General features: G+C 61.4%; 14 protein-coding genes. 6 read left to right on the top strand and 8 right to left on the bottom strand.

Features of this window, described 5'->3' with window-relative positions:
• Both QDT69_RS00005 and QDT69_RS00010 read left to right on the top strand, forming a co-directional pair.
• Positions 1-595: MaoC/PaaZ C-terminal domain-containing protein (locus QDT69_RS00005; protein ID WP_279704626.1), on the top strand; the 595-nt coding region annotated here is incomplete at its 5' end.
• Between the two features lie 400 nt (positions 596-995).
• Entirely contained in the window at positions 996-1,643 is a 648-nt protein-coding gene (locus QDT69_RS00010; RefSeq protein ID WP_279704627.1) for a helix-turn-helix domain-containing protein, read from the top strand.
• 917 nt (positions 1,644-2,560) lie between these two features.
• Here the strand turns inward: QDT69_RS00010 and QDT69_RS00020 are convergent.
• From QDT69_RS00020 to QDT69_RS00050, 7 genes are all read right to left on the bottom strand, one after another.
• Entirely contained in the window at positions 2,561-2,947 is a 387-nt protein-coding gene (locus QDT69_RS00020; protein ID WP_279704629.1) for a hypothetical protein, read from the bottom strand.
• Positions 2,948-3,042: 95 nt separating this feature from the next.
• Entirely contained in the window at positions 3,043-3,675 is a 633-nt protein-coding gene (locus QDT69_RS00025) for a tyrosine-type recombinase/integrase (RefSeq protein WP_279704630.1), read from the bottom strand.
• A 2,085-nt stretch (positions 3,676-5,760) separates the two neighbouring features.
• A complete protein-coding gene (locus QDT69_RS00030) occupies positions 5,761-6,468 on the bottom strand; it encodes an EthD family reductase (protein WP_279704631.1) in 708 nt (235 codons plus the stop codon).
• Positions 6,465-6,896, bottom strand: coding sequence for a thioesterase family protein (locus QDT69_RS00035; RefSeq protein WP_279704632.1), 432 nt, complete (start codon positions 6,894-6,896; stop codon positions 6,465-6,467). The genes QDT69_RS00030 and QDT69_RS00035 overlap by 4 nt, the downstream gene beginning before the upstream one ends.
• Positions 6,896-7,804 carry a fumarylacetoacetate hydrolase family protein gene (locus tag QDT69_RS00040; RefSeq protein WP_279704633.1) on the bottom strand — a complete coding sequence of 303 codons (909 nt, stop codon included), beginning with the start codon at positions 7,802-7,804 and terminating at the stop codon, positions 6,896-6,898. Before QDT69_RS00040 ends, QDT69_RS00035 begins: the two co-directional genes overlap by 1 nt.
• Positions 7,805-7,848: 44 nt before the next feature.
• Positions 7,849-8,955, bottom strand: coding sequence for a cupin domain-containing protein (locus tag QDT69_RS00045; protein ID WP_279704634.1), 1,107 nt, complete (start codon positions 8,953-8,955; stop codon positions 7,849-7,851).
• A 229-nt stretch (positions 8,956-9,184) separates the two neighbouring features.
• Complete coding sequence (locus QDT69_RS00050) at positions 9,185-10,213, bottom strand: carbon-nitrogen hydrolase family protein (RefSeq protein WP_279704635.1); 1,029 nt, start codon at positions 10,211-10,213, stop codon at positions 9,185-9,187.
• A gap of 127 nt (positions 10,214-10,340) precedes the next feature.
• Here QDT69_RS00050 and QDT69_RS00055 point away from each other — a divergent pair, with 127 nt between their 5' ends.
• Genes QDT69_RS00055 through QDT69_RS00070 form a run of 4 tightly spaced genes read left to right on the top strand, consistent with a single transcriptional unit; the run spans position 10,341 to position 15,052 of the window.
• On the top strand, positions 10,341-12,500 hold the full coding sequence (locus QDT69_RS00055; protein WP_279704636.1) for an indolepyruvate ferredoxin oxidoreductase subunit alpha: 2,160 nt from the start codon (positions 10,341-10,343) through the stop codon (positions 12,498-12,500).
• A 10-nt stretch (positions 12,501-12,510) separates the two neighbouring features.
• The gene (locus tag QDT69_RS00060) at positions 12,511-14,076 is read left to right on the top strand and encodes an indolepyruvate oxidoreductase subunit beta family protein (RefSeq protein WP_279704637.1); all 1,566 of its coding nucleotides are present in this window, start codon (positions 12,511-12,513) and stop codon (positions 14,074-14,076) included.
• Positions 14,073-14,570 carry a MarR family transcriptional regulator gene (locus QDT69_RS00065; RefSeq protein ID WP_074127411.1) on the top strand — a complete coding sequence of 166 codons (498 nt, stop codon included), beginning with the start codon at positions 14,073-14,075 and terminating at the stop codon, positions 14,568-14,570. The genes QDT69_RS00060 and QDT69_RS00065 overlap by 4 nt, the downstream gene beginning before the upstream one ends.
• Complete coding sequence (locus QDT69_RS00070; RefSeq protein ID WP_279704638.1) at positions 14,570-15,052, top strand: MarR family winged helix-turn-helix transcriptional regulator; 483 nt, start codon at positions 14,570-14,572, stop codon at positions 15,050-15,052. Before QDT69_RS00065 ends, QDT69_RS00070 begins: the two co-directional genes overlap by 1 nt.
• A gap of 15 nt (positions 15,053-15,067) precedes the next feature.
• On the opposite strand, the gene QDT69_RS00075 is transcribed toward QDT69_RS00070, so the two are convergent.
• The gene (locus QDT69_RS00075) at positions 15,068-15,796 is read right to left on the bottom strand and encodes an SDR family NAD(P)-dependent oxidoreductase (protein ID WP_279704639.1); all 729 of its coding nucleotides are present in this window, start codon (positions 15,794-15,796) and stop codon (positions 15,068-15,070) included.
• Between the last annotated feature and the right edge of the window lie 13 nt (positions 15,797-15,809).

Genomic DNA, 15,809 nt, shown 5'->3' on the forward strand with positions numbered 1-15,809 from the left:
GTTGCGGACCTCCGTGCCGCGCAGCCCTAGCCCGGCTGCTCAGAGCATTTGTGTGATTGCGCTCCACGAGATTTTCGCGACAATGGCCGGGCTTTGCCGCTCTTCCGTTTTCACCCCGTCAGCCGACACATGGAGTTCGTTCATGGATATGACGTACTTCGAGGACTTGAATGTTGGAGATAGTTGGACGTCGGCCGAGTCCGCCGTCGATCACGAGGAAATGCTTGCCTACGGTCGCACAAACGATCCGTGGCCAATTCACGTTGATCCAGAGGCAGCCACTAGATCGCCGTTTGGCGGATTGGTCGCCAGTGGCGGCTATACAATCAGCCTGATGTACCGGCTATCCCATGAAATAGTGAACCGGCCGGATCGAACGTGGGCCTTTTTGGGGGGCTTTGACTGGCACGTCAAATTCCTGGAACCCGTTCGTTCAGGTGACCGGCTGCATGAACGCATCACAATTCTAGACAAGCGCTTGTCGAGCAAGCCGGGTCGAGGCATCGTCAAGAACCTCATCGAATTGATCAATGACCGAAAGCGCGTGGTGTTATCTATTGAGAGCACAGTGCTGTTTGCCACTCGCACTCAGTAGCAACTACTCGGTGACAGAAATTTGCGCAGGGCAATGCCGTAGCCACAAGTCTGCTAGTGACCCACTACGGACATCAAGCAACCGGCTGCAAGCTCCATGCTCCATGGCTCTGAAGTAGCCAAACACATGCAGGATTGACAGATCTCCGACATAGTCGGGTAGCTTCAGTCACATCATAATGTTCGGCGTGTCTGCTCCCTTGGACCCTGAGCTGAACAACGCAACAGCCACTGCCATGTCGGCTGACGAAAATCAGACGCCACAAGATCGTTGGGCTGACCGCCGCTTTTGACCGGAAGCGCTCCTCGACGTCCGAGGCCATGGCTATCCGCTCTCGAATATCGCCGGGGTGAGCCCAAATTTGAAAGCGCTGGCATGCCAAGAGTGACGATGCCACCGAATGTCCCTCGGTCATATCGCCACCGTCAAAATACGTAAATCAACTAAAGGTTTCAAAGGTACATCAATCAAAGGCACATCAATCAAAGGTATTGACATAAGCAGGATACAACCGAGATCATTGCCGCATTGTGCTCGCTGGTGGCCAATCGCAGTTTTGTTTTTTGGAGAGCGGGGAATGTTCTGGAGTCGAGCTCTTTGCTTTACCGATCCGCTGGCGTGCCAACCAGCTTTCCCGTATTCCGACATTGAAGTACTTCCCACGACCACTAGCACTCGTGGCCGACGCCACGATGCGGTCATTGCGCGGTTCAAAGCGTTTCTCGAGGCAAATCCGGACCGGCCGCTTTACCTCGCCGAAATCTGCGGAGCTATCGGCGTCTCGGAGCGAACGCTCCGCGCGTCCTGCAAAGAGCATCTGGGCATGGGACCGATCCGTTTTCTCACCCTGCGTCGAATGCACCTCGTGCGTCGCGCATTGCTGAGCGCGCTTCCATCGACGTCAACGGTCACTCGCATAGCTACCGACCATGGCTTTTGGGAGCTTGGCCGCTTTGCGGTGAACTATCGCGCCGCGTTCGGAGAGTCGCCGTCCGAGACTTTGAAGCACCCCAAGAACCAGATTACGATCCAACTCTTTTGCCCATGATCACTCGCGGTCGTTGAAGCCAACGCATAATCTTGCCAAGCGGGAGCCTCTTTGCGGCATGCATGAGTCCGTAGTTGTCCCGAACCTGCCTCTCTGCTGCTACACTTTGACGTCTGCTCACGGGGTACGAGCGGATCAAGGACGGATAGTGCCGCCACGCCCGCATGTGACCCGGAGCGGTCATCGCGGTGTCAGATCTGCCGTCCCACGGCCGTAAAAGCCTCGTCCGCATTCTGGGCGGCGCATTCGAAGTTGGTTCCTATTGATCCAGATCAACGGCGAGACGCAAGGCGCCATGTCAGGCTCATGTTTGATCACCGCCCTAGAGGGGAGAGAGCAACATGACAAGAAATGCCAAGGTTCTTGGATTGATCGTGACTGCTGCGCTCTTTGCGACAGCTCCGTTGTCGCCCCATTACTCGCCTGCGAAGGTGCTATCCGTATCCCTTGACCGTGCGGAAGCGCGAGTTGGGCGACCACTCACACCGATGAGCGTAGCAGGCGTTAATCGCAGGGTTCATCGTCGAGCTTACTATGGTGCGGCAGCGGCGGGAGCTGCGGCTTATGGAGCGTATGGCTACCGCAGGGCGTGTGGATACCATCCCTATCCGCCCTGCTATTGAGGCTTGTCGCTGGCTCCACTGCAGCCCAGAAAAATGACCCGCTCGACGAAGAGGATGCAGAGGCAGCAAAGCTGCGGCTGTAGCTTCCTCAAACGGGACTGAGGTATTCGCCTCAGTCCGGGCAGCATGACGTACGTTCCGCTTCAGCAGCTGAACAACTTGGTCATTCCTGTTCGTCAAGGATGTGGCTTGGGACGTCAATTGGTAGAGGGCATCTGCGTACGGAACTCCTCGGTTGCGCGATCCGACTTCCGAGTTTGACCCGAAGCCGACAGACTTGCAGCTCCTCGTAAATTATCTGCTTTCGCCGCAGTAGCCGAAGGCTAAGTAAGCACCGCTTGGCTCGGGCTCTGTCGAGACTACGGCGTTAATCGGATCGCCGATCTTTCCTGCCCAGATCGAACATGGACCAACATCAATTTTGATTACGGCGGACAATGAAGGCGGGCTTGAACGTGTCACCTCTGCTGTGATCTGAACGCCACAATCAATAGGCTTGGCTGCAACAACCGTGCCCGAGAATGCGATGCCGTGCTGCAGCACAGTGCCGATGCCACCTTCGGGGCAATGTCCGTAAGGAAGCACCGCGCGGCAGACCGGACACCGGAAAGGCTGCCCCAGCGCCACGCGATGGTAGGTTAGAAACGATAGAGATAGGACAAGGATGGTAATGGGTTTCATGCAGATGGTCAGATTAATTAAATGAGTGGACTTCCGCAAATGGCCCGAAGCCGGTCGTGAGGGCAAAGCAGAGGCCGTCTGCTCTGCCCCCGAAATCAGACGTCGACTTGTTCCGCTATCGCGAGGGCGTCATCGACCTCGATGCCGAGATACCGGACAGTACTCTCGATCTTGGTGTGCCCCAACAGGAGCTGCACGGCTCGCAGGTTGCCGGTTCGGCGGTAGATCAGGGTCGCTTTGGTTCGGCGAAGAGAATGCGTCCCGAACAGGTGCGGGTCCAATCCGATGTCAGCGATCCAGCGAGATAGGAGGCGGGCGTACTGTCGGGTTGTCATGTGTCCAGACTGCCGCCAACCAGCGAACAGGTACGCGCCTGACTTCTTACCGGTAGACCGGAGGTAATCATCGATCGCCTGGCGGGTGGATTCCGTCAGTTCAAATTTGACCGGCCGGCCGGTCTTCCTCTGTCGGACGCTCGCGCGATCGGCCGCATATCCACCCGGGGCAACATCATCGACTTTCAATGCTACGACGTCGCAGCCGCGAAGCTTGCTGTCGATTGCAACGTTGAAAAGCGCCAGATCACGCATCCTGCCTTCCACCTGGAGCTTGGTGCGGATTGACCAGACATGCTTTGGCCGGAGCGGCGGCTTCGCACCGACGATCTTTCCCTTGTTCCAAGGAGTGCGTTTCGAGACGGCATGGGTAACGCTCAGAACATCGGTCATGTTGACCTCCTCAACTTGTGAGGCTGGTCATTTTCAGCTCGGAGCCCTTCCGATCCCTTTTCCGCTTTCAGACGATTGGAGACGTACCCGCGTCCACCTCTAGCGATGGGAGGGGCGATTTTGACCCGAAGCTGACTTGGGTACGCAAACTCTCCTAGAAATCTGCAAAAACAGAAGCCGGTCTATGGGCTACGATGCCCACGGTCGTGTTTCATTAAGATAGGTCATTCGGGCGTGAGCAGCGCACTAAACATTCTCTTTGGGCTTCTTCATGGCGACCCCAACTTGAGGACTTGGCGTACTGCCGTCCTGGTCGCAAGTGCAACTATGTTCATCGCTTGTCTTACCCAAACAGCATTTGTAACCGAATGTTGCTACGTTGTGGGAGAGAGAAGAAGCGAGCCCGGTCTTGGCCTATTGCTTATAGGATGGGGTGGGGTGCTCGGTAGTTGGCTTCACCCGCCGCTTTTCGTCCTAATACTCGCAGGATGGTTGTGCGCCTGCGCAAGATGGTACCTTGCCGCCTTGATCTGCGCTTTCTCTTCCATCGCTATGGTCGCTAGTTTTCGCGAAGAGGTGCTTCCCAATGCTGGCTATGCTGCTTGGCTTGCCAACCCAATCATTGTAGCCGCCTGGTTCTTATATCTTGCCGACAAGCGATCCGCAGCGTGGATTTCTGCGTTCCTTGCGTTGGGACTGACCCTGACGTTTCTGGGAGTAGCTACCGTGCCACTCAGTGATAAGTTCGGCGAGTTGGAGATTATTTCATACGGGAGCGGTTATTGGCTCTGGATCGCAAGCGCTGGAATTCTCGTGGCGGGCGTGAGTGTGCATAACCTGCCTCTTCGTTCCAGTGCGTCAGACACTCGGTAAGGTGGCAAGCCCGCTTCTGGTCCGTAACAGAAGTTCACGTCGACTTGTTGATGTGGAGCGGACTCAATCTCACCCGATCAGGATGGGCTGCATTTGACCCATCGCGCGCATCCGGTGGAATGAGCCGTTCCGCTAGGTTGAGTTAGGGGTGGTCCTAATTCGGTGCTCGCCAAGCGTTCCGGTTACCGTTATCGGCTCGGCTGGCCCAAGCCGCCTTCGCACGAGCCGAATTGTGTCGATGTAAGGATTTGACGCACGATGCCGCTCTAGATCAGAGCGAAGCGCGTCCACTGCCGCCTTATCAAAATCGATCTCGGGAGGGTCTAGCTGTAAGTCGGTCTCGACCACCAGAACCGTCTTCGAGCCATTTGCGTCGATGACATATTCGACATCAACGGACAGCGCGTTTCGGTCGGTTATCATACGAACCTCACGACTAAGGCGGTTGGCGCGGCCTCCTCTTATCATGACGAACTTGCGATGTCGCCTGTTGGCCCGGAGCAGGCACCGCCCCAAATTCTAGCTATAACGCTTTCTCGCCATGTCTCATCCCGGCAGCCTCTGGCGGTCACCGGCCTAGCCTTTTTATACAGATCGGTTGGCCATTCGGGATCGGGGTGCAATCCCAGTCCGGGCCGAAGCCATTGTTGTGCGGCCTAGAGTTCGGAAACCAATAGAAGCTCAAAGCCATAAGACCCAAGAGAACGAAAAACGAATAGGATGCCCTTGATATCACCGCGCGCTAGATATGACGGGAGCCATCTCATGACATGTCTCATGTGCATTAATTCGCGGCTTATAACCCATAGGTCGCTTTCCTTTCGCGTTTCTTAGAGGCTCAGTTCAAATCGTATCGATTGATGGCAACGTCGCCCTTGGCCCATCGCGTCATTTCGCTGCGATGCGGAATTTAATCGCTATCGGTGCATAGCGGACTCTGGCAAGCCCTCGCCCAGCAGCTCTATGGGTTCACGGCCTAGACGGGGATCGCCTTCAAGTCACTTCGACGTGGCGAATAATGCCAAGCTGGGCAGATAAGGGGATGCAGAGGAGCCTCCTTGTGTTCGAAAAAACAAAATAGAAGCTTTAACAACCTACCTTCGCGAGCCGGGCGACTATGAGTGCATGCGCCGCGCGTGCATGCCCTGAACACCTTCCGTTACGTCGCATAAGTCTCTTGTCCAGCGCGGCCCGCAACCAGCTTTGATCCCATCATGCTATGGGCCGCACCACCCTTGTCAGCATCGGAAAATGCTTGTTGCCGCCCGCGAACGGCGGAAACTGGACGAAGTCGGCGCGCATGCGCTTGATCACGTCGGAGCCCAGCGCGCGCGCAAGGGCCTGCGGGCTGTCGAACATCAGCCTGTTGCGCTGCATGTACTCGACCCGCTGCGACGGCAGCCGGTCGACCCAATCGATGCGCGTATAGATCTCGATCTGGCGGACGCCGGGAAAGGTCCGCATGATCGACGGATGATGCTCCAAATAATGCAAATTCCAGGCGTTCATGTCCTCGGCCGGTCCGGGATAGTGCACGAGATAGCTGCACGGCGTGACCGTGCCGTTGGCATGCATGGCGTCGTCGATCGAAAAGGCGCGCGTCACCATCGCCTGGTGCGTCACGTCCAATCCGGCAAGGCTCGGCAACCCGCGACCTGCTGCAAGAGCAGCGAGCACACCGCCGCGATCGATCGCGGCCTCGCACGCAAACAGGTTCGGAAAGCGCAGCAGGAGCGCAAAGACCGGCCCGGCCCCGTCGGCCTTGTAGGGATGATCGACCGATTGCTCCAGCGGCATAAACAGCAGGCCCTCGGCCATCCCCGGAATCGACCCGACCATGGCAGCCGCAGCCGTAACATCATCCGGTTCAATTCGCCGTACGCCTGTCGGATCGGAGAACGTCATGAACAGCGAGATCATGATGCCGCCGCCTCCTCGCCGGCTTGCAGATGCAACATGAGCGCCGCGCGAACGTCGTCGGGCCACGGAATTGCATGATGGTCGACCAGCGAGGTCCCCGCAAGGATCTGGCGGGCGCGCCAGCGCAGGCCATCTGCGCCCGTGACCACATGCGACAGATGCAGCGACGCACGGCCGATCTTGACGACCCGCAGGCCGAATGTCAGGCGGTCGCCGAACTTCGATGGCCGTGAGAAGTCGCAGGTCAGATGCACCGTCGGGGTCCCGATCTTCCGGATCGCGATCAGGTTCGGCCAGCAGAACCCGATGGTCGACCAGAACTCCTCGACCACGCCGTTGAGGATGTTCAGATAGGACGGAAAATAGGCGATGCCCGAGGGATCGCAGTCGCCGAACCGCAGCTCGCGATCGAACGAGAACGACGTCATCAGATCGCGACGACCGGGTGGCGGATAACGCCGACGCCATCGACTCCGGCCTCGACGACGTCGCCGGGCCACAGCCATTCCTGCGGGCTCATGCCGGCGCCGACGCCTTCGGGCGTTCCGGTCGCGATGATGTCGCCCGGTTCGAGCGTCATGCCGGACGAGATGTCGGCGATCAGGGTTGGAATATCGAAGATCATGTATTTGGTGTTGGAGTCCTGCTTCGTGACGCCGTTCTTGGTCAGCCAGAGTCTCAGATCATGCGGATCGGGAATCTCATCCGCGGTCACGATGCAGGGGCCGAACGGCGCGTAGGTGTCCATGCCCTTGGAGAAGATCCACTGCCCGGCACGGCGATTGTCGCGCGCGGAAATGTCGATCATGACCGAATATCCGAACACGTGATCCATCGCCTTCTCGACCGGGATGCGGGTCGCGGTCTTGCCGATGATGACGGCGAGTTCGACCTCCCAGTCGAGCTGCTGGGTCATGCCGGCATTGTGCTGGATCGCGGCGCCCGGCCCGATCACGGCGGTCGGCGGCTTGGAGAACACGACCGGCTGCTTCGGCAGGTCCTTGTCGGTGTCCAGGCTCTTAGCGGACTCCGCGACATGCGCACGGTAGTTCAGCCCGATGCCGAAGATATTCTTCCGCGGGCGCGGGATCGGCGCCTGCAGCTTCACATCCTCGATCGGAACGGCTGCACCGGCCGGCAGGCTGCCGTTGGCGTTGTCCAGGGCCTGCTTCAACGCCGGCAGCAAGGTGACGGCGTTATCGATGAAGGACAGCATGTCGGCCGGCCAGGCAACGCCGCGTGACGCGCCGAGGCGCTCGACATCGACGACCAATCCGTTGACGACGACCCCGAGGCGGGCGCCGCTAGAGCCCAAGGTGTAGGTGACAAGACGCATGAAAGCTTGATCCGGTTATGCGGGTTGAGTTCTGCGGAGAAGTGTCAGGCCGCGACCGGCTGATGGCCGGCATTGTCGCCATAGGCCTCTTCCCGGTAGAGGCCGAGCCCCTCGATGACCGGCAGATCGTTGAAGCAGAACAGGCAGGCGTCCTCGCTTTCCGAGGCGTTGCCATGCTCATGCCAGGCCCAGGACGGAACGCAGAAGATGTCGCGCTCCTGCCACTCGAACCGCTGGCCGCCGATCACCGAATAGCCGCGCCCCTTGGCGACCTGGTAGACGAAGCTTCCGGTGTGGCGATGCGACCTGGTCTTCTCGCCCGGCTGCAGCATCTGCATGCTGGCGCCGATGGTCTGCATCACATGGCCGCCGGTGATCGGATTGACGTAGTTCATCAGGATGCCGTCATAGGGCGATCCGTCGGTCGCGGCGGCATATTTCAGCAGCGACTCGTAGGTCGGCTCCCACTCATATTTGAACATCGGCGAATAGCCGTTCGACCAGCGCGAGCCGGCCGGCCGAAGGCCGGGATTGCCCCAGGTCTTGGTCATGTCGTCGACGGGGTAGCCGGACTCCTCCTGCTGGATCTTCGGGTGCACGACGAAGAAATTGGCCTCCAGCGCATTCACGAGCGGAATGTCGAGCCCATCCTGCCAGATGCAGACCGAGCCGTTCGCCTCGACGCCATGCTCATGCCAGGTGCCGTTCGGCGTCAGCACGAAATCGCGCGCGCCGAGCGTCATCTTGTGGCCATCGACAATGGTGTAGGCGCCCGCTCCTTCCATGATGAAGCGCAGCGCGGAGGCCGAATGCGCATGGGCGGAGGCCACCTCGCCGGGGTGCATGACCTGCAAGCCCGAATAGAGCCAGCCGACCGCGGCCGACACGTCGCGGCGACCGGGATTGTTGAGGTAGATCACCCGCCGGCCCGCCTTCTCGGGCGAGACGAGCTCCACCGAGCGCAGCACATGCTCACGCAGATCGCTGTAGCGCCAGAGCACGGGAACGGACGCCGACTGCGGCTGCCACGGCTCGATCTTGTTGGCGACGGTCCACAGTGCGCCGGCTTCGAACTTCTCGAGGTCCTTGTAGTAGGCCTTGAGCTCCGGAGTATCCTCGACATTGGCCCGGCCGATGATGTTCTCGCCCATGCTGTCCGACTCCTATCTCGTGACGTCCTGTCTCATGCAGTCCCGTCGCCACATCCCCGCTGTCGTCCTGGCGAAAGCCAGGACCCATAACCACCGCATTCGATTGTGAAAAGGATCGCGGCCGCAGATCGCGCGACAATGGCCATTCGGGGTAATGGGTCCTGGCTTTCGCCAGGACGACGGTGAGGAGAGTTGGCGATTCGTGGCGTCGTTGGATCGGCACGTCGGATCACTCCGTCCTGCCGGGAATTGATGCGAAGTTCGTCTGCTCCGCCTCATCCGCCGCCATGCCTTCGCCTTCCCCAAGGCCCAGCGGCGTTTGCGGACGGCGATTGACCCGCAAATCGAAAATGTCGAACCGGTTATAGTGCCCGACGATGTCGTGCATCTGCTTCGGCTGGATGCAGCGCTCGAGGTCGATATCGGCATAGACGATGCCTTCATCGTCGATCAGCGGCTCGCCGACGAGACGGCCGTCCGGCCCGATCACGCCGGAGAATGCGCTCGACTTGCGCTGCAGGCGCGCCCGCGCATCGGGAACGACGGTCTGCATCGCCGCGATGATCTCCTCCGACACGGTCGAGCAGGACACGATCGTGAAGATCTTTCCCTCGAAGGAATGCGCAATGGCGCGCAGCTTGATCGCCTCCGCCATGTCGTAGTCCGGCGGCGCGACGGGCAGCGAGATGTAGCTCGCAATGTGAACCAGCTCACCCTGCCCGAGCAGCGCAAAGCGCGCGAGCGTGTTGGTGTTCTCACCGCAGGCGAGCCCGCCGAGGCGCCCGATCTCGCTCTCATAGACGCGCAGGCTCGATCCGTCGCCGCCGGTCCAGGTCAACTTCTCTGCCCAGGTCGGCACCAGCTTGCGGTGCTTGCCGAGCAGCGTTCCGTCCGGTCCGATGAAGACCAGCGTGTTGTAGATGGCGCCGAGCGACACCGGGCTGCGCTCGTTCACGCCAAGGACGACGTAGCAGGCGGTGTCGCGCGCGGCCTTGCGGACGATGTCGATCTCGGGACCCGGTACCAGCACCGATGCCTTGACCAGCTTCTCGAACCAGGCGCTTCCGGTGACGGGATCGGTGATCCAGTTCCAATAGGGATAGCCGGGCACGAACACTTCGGGGAAAGCGACCAGCCGCGCGCCGTTCGCCGCGGCCTCACGCACCAGTGAGGCGGCCTTGTCGGCGGTCGCGCTTGCATTGAGATATACAGGTGAAGCCTGAACGGCGGCGGCTCTAAAGCGCGGCAGCTTCAGCATTGGCCCTACCCTGTCGCTGGCTCATGATCGCCGTCCGGAGCAGAGATCCGCGAAGTCTGACGGCATGGCGCAGCGTTGACTTACTTTACATGTAAACGTATGCTATCGCATATTTCTGGAGGGTGCAATGGCTGAACGGTCTTTTGCTCGTGAAGTCGAGGATCTCCGGCTCGGCGACGGCGACACCTTCCGCGGCGAAGGCATCCTCGCCATCACCAAGGCGCTGCTGCAATCCGGTGTCGCCTATGTCGGCGGCTATCAGGGCTCGCCGATCTCGCATCTGATGGACGTGCTGGCCGACGCCAAGGACGTGCTCGACGATCTCGGCGTTGTGTTCCAGAGCTCCGCCAATGAAGCGGCGGCCGCGGCGATGCTGTCGGCCTCGGTGATGTATCCGCTGCGCGGCGCGGTGGCGTGGAAGTCGACGGTCGGCACCAATGTCGCCTCCGACGCGCTCGCCAATCTCGCCTCCGGCGGCGTCACCGGCGGCACGATGATCATCGTCGGCGAGGATTACGGCGAAGGCTCCTCGATCATGCAGGAGCGCACCCATGCCTTTGCGATGAAATCGCAGATCTGGCTGCTCGATCCGCGGCCTGACCATGAATGCATCGTCAATCTGATCGAGAAGGGCTTTGAGCTCTCGGAAGCCTCGAACACCCCTGTGATGCTGGAGGTGCGCGTCCGCGCCTGTCACATGCATGGAAGCTTTGCCTGCAAGGACAATGTCAAGCCGGCCCACACCATCAAGGACGCCCTGAACAATCCGAAGCGCGACGTCGGCCGTATCGTGCTGCCGCCGGCGGCCTACGAGCATGAGCAGGAGAAGATCAAGACGCGGCTGCCCGCGGCCATCAACTTCGTCAGGGACAACCGGCTGAATGAATGGATGGGGCCGAAGCAGGGCAAGGTCGGCATCATCATGCAGGGCGGGATGTACAACAACGTCATCCGCGCGCTGCAATATCTCGGGCTGTCGGATGCCTATGGCAATACCCAGATCCCGCTTTACGTCATGAACGTCACCTACCCCGTGATCGACACCGAGGTCGCGGAGTTCTGCCTCGACAAGGACGCGGTCCTGATCGTCGAGGAAGGCCAGCCGGAATATCTGGAGCAGGCGATCAACACGGTGCTGCGCCGCCGGGATATCCAGGCGCGCGTCCACGGGAAGGACGTGCTGCCGATGGGCGGCGACTACACGGCGCAGGTGCTGCTCGGCGGTGTGCGCGAGTTCCTCGAGAAGACCGAGCCGCGGCTGCTCGGCAACCGGCCGCCGGCGCCGGATGCGAGCTCCGTGCTGAGCCATCCCGAGGTCGAGAAGCTGAAGCAGGTCGTGCCGGCACGTCCGCCCGGCCTTTGCACCGGCTGTCCGGAGCGGCCGATCTTCGCCGCCATGAAGCTGGTCGAGAGCGAGCTCGGCGAGCACCACGTCTCCGCCGACATCGGCTGTCATTTGTTCTCGATCCTGCCGCCCTTCAACATCGGCGCGACGACGATGGGCTTCGGCCTCGGCCCCGCCTCGACCTCGGCCTTCAACGTCAAGGCCGACAAGCGCTCGATCGCCGTGATGGGCGACGGCGGGTTCTGGCACAACGGGTTGACCAGCGGCATCGGCAACGCGGTCTTCAACAAGCATGACGGCGTGTTCGTCATCGTCGACAATTACTACACCTCGGCGACCGGCGGTCAGGACATCCTGTCGTCGCGCGCGGTGAGCAAGCGGCGCAACACCAACAACTCGATCGTGCAGGCCGTGAAGGGCATCGGCGGGCAATGGGTCCGGCAGATCGACCGCACCTACGATGTCGGCCGGATGCGCGACACGCTGAAGGAAGCGCTGACGACCAAGGAGCAAGGCCCGAAGGTCATCGTCGCCTCCTCCGAATGCATGCTGAACAAGCAGCGCCGCGTGAAGCCGCAGATCAGCCAGGCGATCAAGGACGGCGTTCGCACCGTCAAGGAACGGTTCGGCGTCGACGAGGATGTCTGCACCGGCGACCACGCCTGCATCCGCCTCTCCGGCTGCCCGTCGCTCTCGGTCAAGCAGCTCGACGATCCCCTGCGCGACGATCCCGTCGCGGCGATCGACAATTCCTGCGTCGGCTGCGGCAATTGCGGCGAAGTCGCGGATGCGGCCGTGCTGTGTCCCTCGTTCTACCGCGCCGACGTCATTCACAATCCGACCGGCTGGGACAAGTTCAAGTCGAAGATCGCGATGACCGTGATCGGCTGGCTGCAACGGCGGCGCGATCGCCGGCGTCCGGGGCTAGAGGCTTTGGCATGAGAATTTCGGCATGAGAGACGAAACGGTCAAGCTGGCGCTTCCTGCCGCGGGTGATGCAACCGAGCGGCCGATCTCGATTGCGATCGTCGCGATGGGCGGCCAGGGCGGCGGCGTCCTCACCGACTGGATCGTCCAGCTCGCCGAAAACCATGGCTGGGTCGCGCAGTCGACCTCGGTGCCCGGCGTCGCCCAGCGCACCGGCGCCACGATATACTACATCGAGGCGATGCCGCCGCTCGATGGCCGCAAGCCGATCCTGTCGCTGATGCCGACGCCCGGCGATGTCGACGTGGTGATGGCGGCGGAATTCATGGAAGCCGGCCGCTCGATCCTGCGCGGCCTGGTGACGCCGGATCGCACCACGCTGATCGCATCCAATCACCGGACCTTTGCGATCGGCGAGAAGATCGCGCCGGGCAACGGCATCGCCGACCAGGGCGCGGTGACCGGCGCCATCGGAATTGCCGCCAAGACCGAGATCATCTTCGACATGAACGCGCTGGCGATCGCCAACGGCAGCGTGATCTCGGCCGCGATGTTCGGCGCCCTCGCAGGCGCCGGCGTACTGAGCTTCAGCCGCGAGAGCTATCTCGACGTGATCCGCGCCGGCGAGAAAGGCGCGCAGGCCAGCGTCCGCGCGTTCGAGGCTGCGTTTGACCGCGTGCAGTCGAAGTCTCCGGAGGTAGCGGCACCCGCGCAATCGGAGGCTGCCAAGACGCCCTCTTCTCCGGCTGTTTTGGATCCCCGTCTTGCCGGCCTCGCCGCCCGGCTGACGCAGGAATTGCCCGAGGCCGCACACGCCATCGGCCGCGCCGGGCTGAAGAAGGTGGTCGATTTCCAGGACGTCGCCTATGGCGGCGAATATCTCGATATCCTCGGCAGGCTCCACGCCGCCGATCGCAGCTCCGACGGCGCCGAGCGGAATTTTGCTTTCACTCAGACCGCCGCAAAATATCTCGCCAACGCGATGACCTATGATGACGTCATCCGCGTTGCCGACCTCAAGACCCGATCGGCCCGCCGCACGCGGATCGAGGGTGAGCTCGAACTGTTCGACGGCCAGGTGCTGCAGACCACCGAATTCATGCATCCCCGCATGGAGGAGGTCATGGGCATGCTGCCGGCGGGATTTGGCCGCTGGCTTGGTGGAAAGCCGCGCCTCGTCGGCTGGCTCGACCGCCGCGTCAACAAGGGACGACGGGTCAAGACCTACTCGCTGCCATGGTTCGTCGCGCTCTATGTCGTCGGCGGACTGCGCGGCATCCGTCGCCGCTCGCTGCGCCACGCGATCGAGACGGCGCACCGGGATGAATGGCTCAAGGCCGCAACGGGGGCCGTCCGAACGAACTACCAGTTGGGCGTCGAGATCCTGCAATGCCGGCGCCTGGTCAAAGGCTATTCCGACACCCACAGCCGCGGCCTGTCGAAATTCGACAAGACGCTGGCCGCGATCAAGCTGGTCGCGCCGCGCGAAGATGCTGCCGACTGGGCGCGCCGGCTGCGGGAAGCCGCGCTGAAGGACAGCGCGGGCAAGGAACTCGACGGCGTGATCCAGACCATCAAGAGCTTCGCATGACGTCGTCAGCCCTCAAGGAGAGCACGGCTCCTGTCTTCGGGCAGATCGAAACCCGGCTCTGGCTGCAACTGCTGTCGCTGCATGGCGAGCTGTTTGCCTCGCTGAATTCGATGCTGAGCTCGGAGTTCGGCTTGTCGCTGGCAAAATTCGACGTGCTGGCGCAACTCGATCGTTACAAGGACGGAATGGCGCTCGGGCAGTTGTCGCAGAACCTGAAAGTATCCGGCGGCAACGTCTCGGGCCTGGTGCAGCGCCTGCTGGCCGATGATCTCATCAGCAAGGAGATGTCGAGCGAGGACCGCCGCTCGTTCATCGTGCGCCTGACGCCGAAGGGCGAGGCCCTGTTCAGGAAGGCCGCCGACGTGCATAAGAAGCATCTGAGCGAACGGCTCGAAAGCATCCCCGCACGGGAGCTGGAGACGGCACTGTCGATGCTGCGGTCGCTCTCCTCGAAACTTGGCAGCGAAAGCAAGAAGCAGGGTCGCAGGAAGTAATGGCCAAAGACTCCAGGAGCAGATGGAAATCCGGTCCACCGCGGACGCGGGACCAGCTGCAAAGCTACATTCCCTATCTGTTCAACCGGCTCGCCAATCGCTGGAACCTGGATCAGAACCGCGATCTCAGCGAGCACAACATCAACAACGTCGTGTTCCGGACGTTGTCGGTGCTGTTCATCTACAAGACCCTGACCGTCAACGAGATCGCCGTGCTGGCCGTCACCGAGCAGTCGACCGCGAGCCGTATGGTGGAGTCGATGGTGACAGCTGGCCTCGTCAAGCGCGAGATCGCGGAAGAAGATCAGCGTCGCCGGGTGGTCGGATTGACGTCGGATGGCGAGGCGCTGCTGCGCAAGATCTGGCCGATCATGGAGAACAATTACGACCGGCTGACCGTCGGCATCGACCCCGACGAGATCGAGGTCTGCGCCCGCGTGCTGGCCAAGATGGTCGAGAACATCCGCCAGAACCAGATCTGACCTGATTTGAAGTGATCAGGGACCGAGGCCGACGAGGCTGGTGCCGCCGCAGACATAGAGCACCTGTCCGGTCACGAAATCCGAGCGCTCGTCGAGGAAGAAGCCGATCGCGTGCGCCACGTCCTCGCGCGTGCCGAGCCGCCCGACCGGAACGTTGCGCGCCATCTTGTCCTGCTGCTCGGAGCCTTTCGGGACGATGCCCCAGAAATTGTCGGTCAGGATTGGACCTGGCGCCACCACGTTCACCGTGATCCCGCTCGATGCCAGCTCCAGCGCCCAGGTCCGCGCCATGCCGTGCACGCCGGCCTTGGTCGCGGAATAGGCCGAGCGCGTCGCCGCGCCCATCGCGGCGCGCGAGCTCACGAACACGATCCGACCGAACCGCCGCGACCGCATCCCCTCCATCGCCGCCTGGGTCAGCAGCATCGGTGCGCCGAGATGCAGCTGCGCCAGCGTCAGGATGTCCTCCGGCTTCGCATCGGGCAGCGGGTTCGGCAGGATCATGCCGGCATTGTGCACGAGGCAATCGACCGCGTGATCGCGGCAGATCTTCTCGGCAATGGCCCGCGTCTCCGCCAGGCTGGTCAGATCCGCGCGATAGGCGGTGAGCAGCTCATGGGTCCACACCGGCTTCTCAAGCCCGACCGAGACGACCCGCTGCCCTTCGCCAACGAGCTGCTTCGCCAATGCCTCGCCGATCCCGGAATTGCCTCCGGTGATCAGTGTGGTGCGGGTCTGGCTCATGATCGGCTCCCTG

The organism is Bradyrhizobium sp. CER78 (assembly GCF_029846235.1).
In the GTDB taxonomy this organism is placed as follows: Bacteria; Pseudomonadota; Alphaproteobacteria; order Rhizobiales; family Xanthobacteraceae; genus Bradyrhizobium.

Bases quoted from the DNA above. Each gene is read 5' to 3' on its own strand.
- QDT69_RS00060 (WP_279704637.1), top strand. From the start codon at position 12,511: ATGAGAGACGAAACGGTCAAGCTGGCGCTTCCTGCCGCGGGTGATGCA.
- QDT69_RS00070 (WP_279704638.1), top strand. From the start codon at position 14,570: ATGGCCAAAGACTCCAGGAGCAGATGGAAATCCGGTCCACCGCGGACG.
- QDT69_RS00030 (WP_279704631.1), bottom strand. From the start codon at position 6,468: ATGATCTCGCTGTTCATGACGTTCTCCGATCCGACAGGCGTACGGCGA.
- QDT69_RS00055 (WP_279704636.1), top strand. From the start codon at position 10,341: ATGGCTGAACGGTCTTTTGCTCGTGAAGTCGAGGATCTCCGGCTCGGC.
- QDT69_RS00075 (WP_279704639.1), bottom strand. From the start codon at position 15,796: ATGAGCCAGACCCGCACCACACTGATCACCGGAGGCAATTCCGGGATC.
- QDT69_RS00040 (WP_279704633.1), bottom strand. From the start codon at position 7,804: ATGCGTCTTGTCACCTACACCTTGGGCTCTAGCGGCGCCCGCCTCGGG.
- QDT69_RS00035 (WP_279704632.1), bottom strand. From the start codon at position 6,896: ATGACGTCGTTCTCGTTCGATCGCGAGCTGCGGTTCGGCGACTGCGAT.
- QDT69_RS00020 (WP_279704629.1), bottom strand. From the start codon at position 2,947: ATGAAACCCATTACCATCCTTGTCCTATCTCTATCGTTTCTAACCTAC.
- QDT69_RS00065 (WP_074127411.1), top strand. From the start codon at position 14,073: ATGACGTCGTCAGCCCTCAAGGAGAGCACGGCTCCTGTCTTCGGGCAG.
- QDT69_RS00045 (WP_279704634.1), bottom strand. From the start codon at position 8,955: ATGGGCGAGAACATCATCGGCCGGGCCAATGTCGAGGATACTCCGGAG.
- QDT69_RS00010 (WP_279704627.1), top strand. From the start codon at position 996: ATGTCCCTCGGTCATATCGCCACCGTCAAAATACGTAAATCAACTAAA.
- QDT69_RS00050 (WP_279704635.1), bottom strand. From the start codon at position 10,213: ATGCTGAAGCTGCCGCGCTTTAGAGCCGCCGCCGTTCAGGCTTCACCT.
- QDT69_RS00025 (WP_279704630.1), bottom strand. From the start codon at position 3,675: ATGACCGATGTTCTGAGCGTTACCCATGCCGTCTCGAAACGCACTCCT.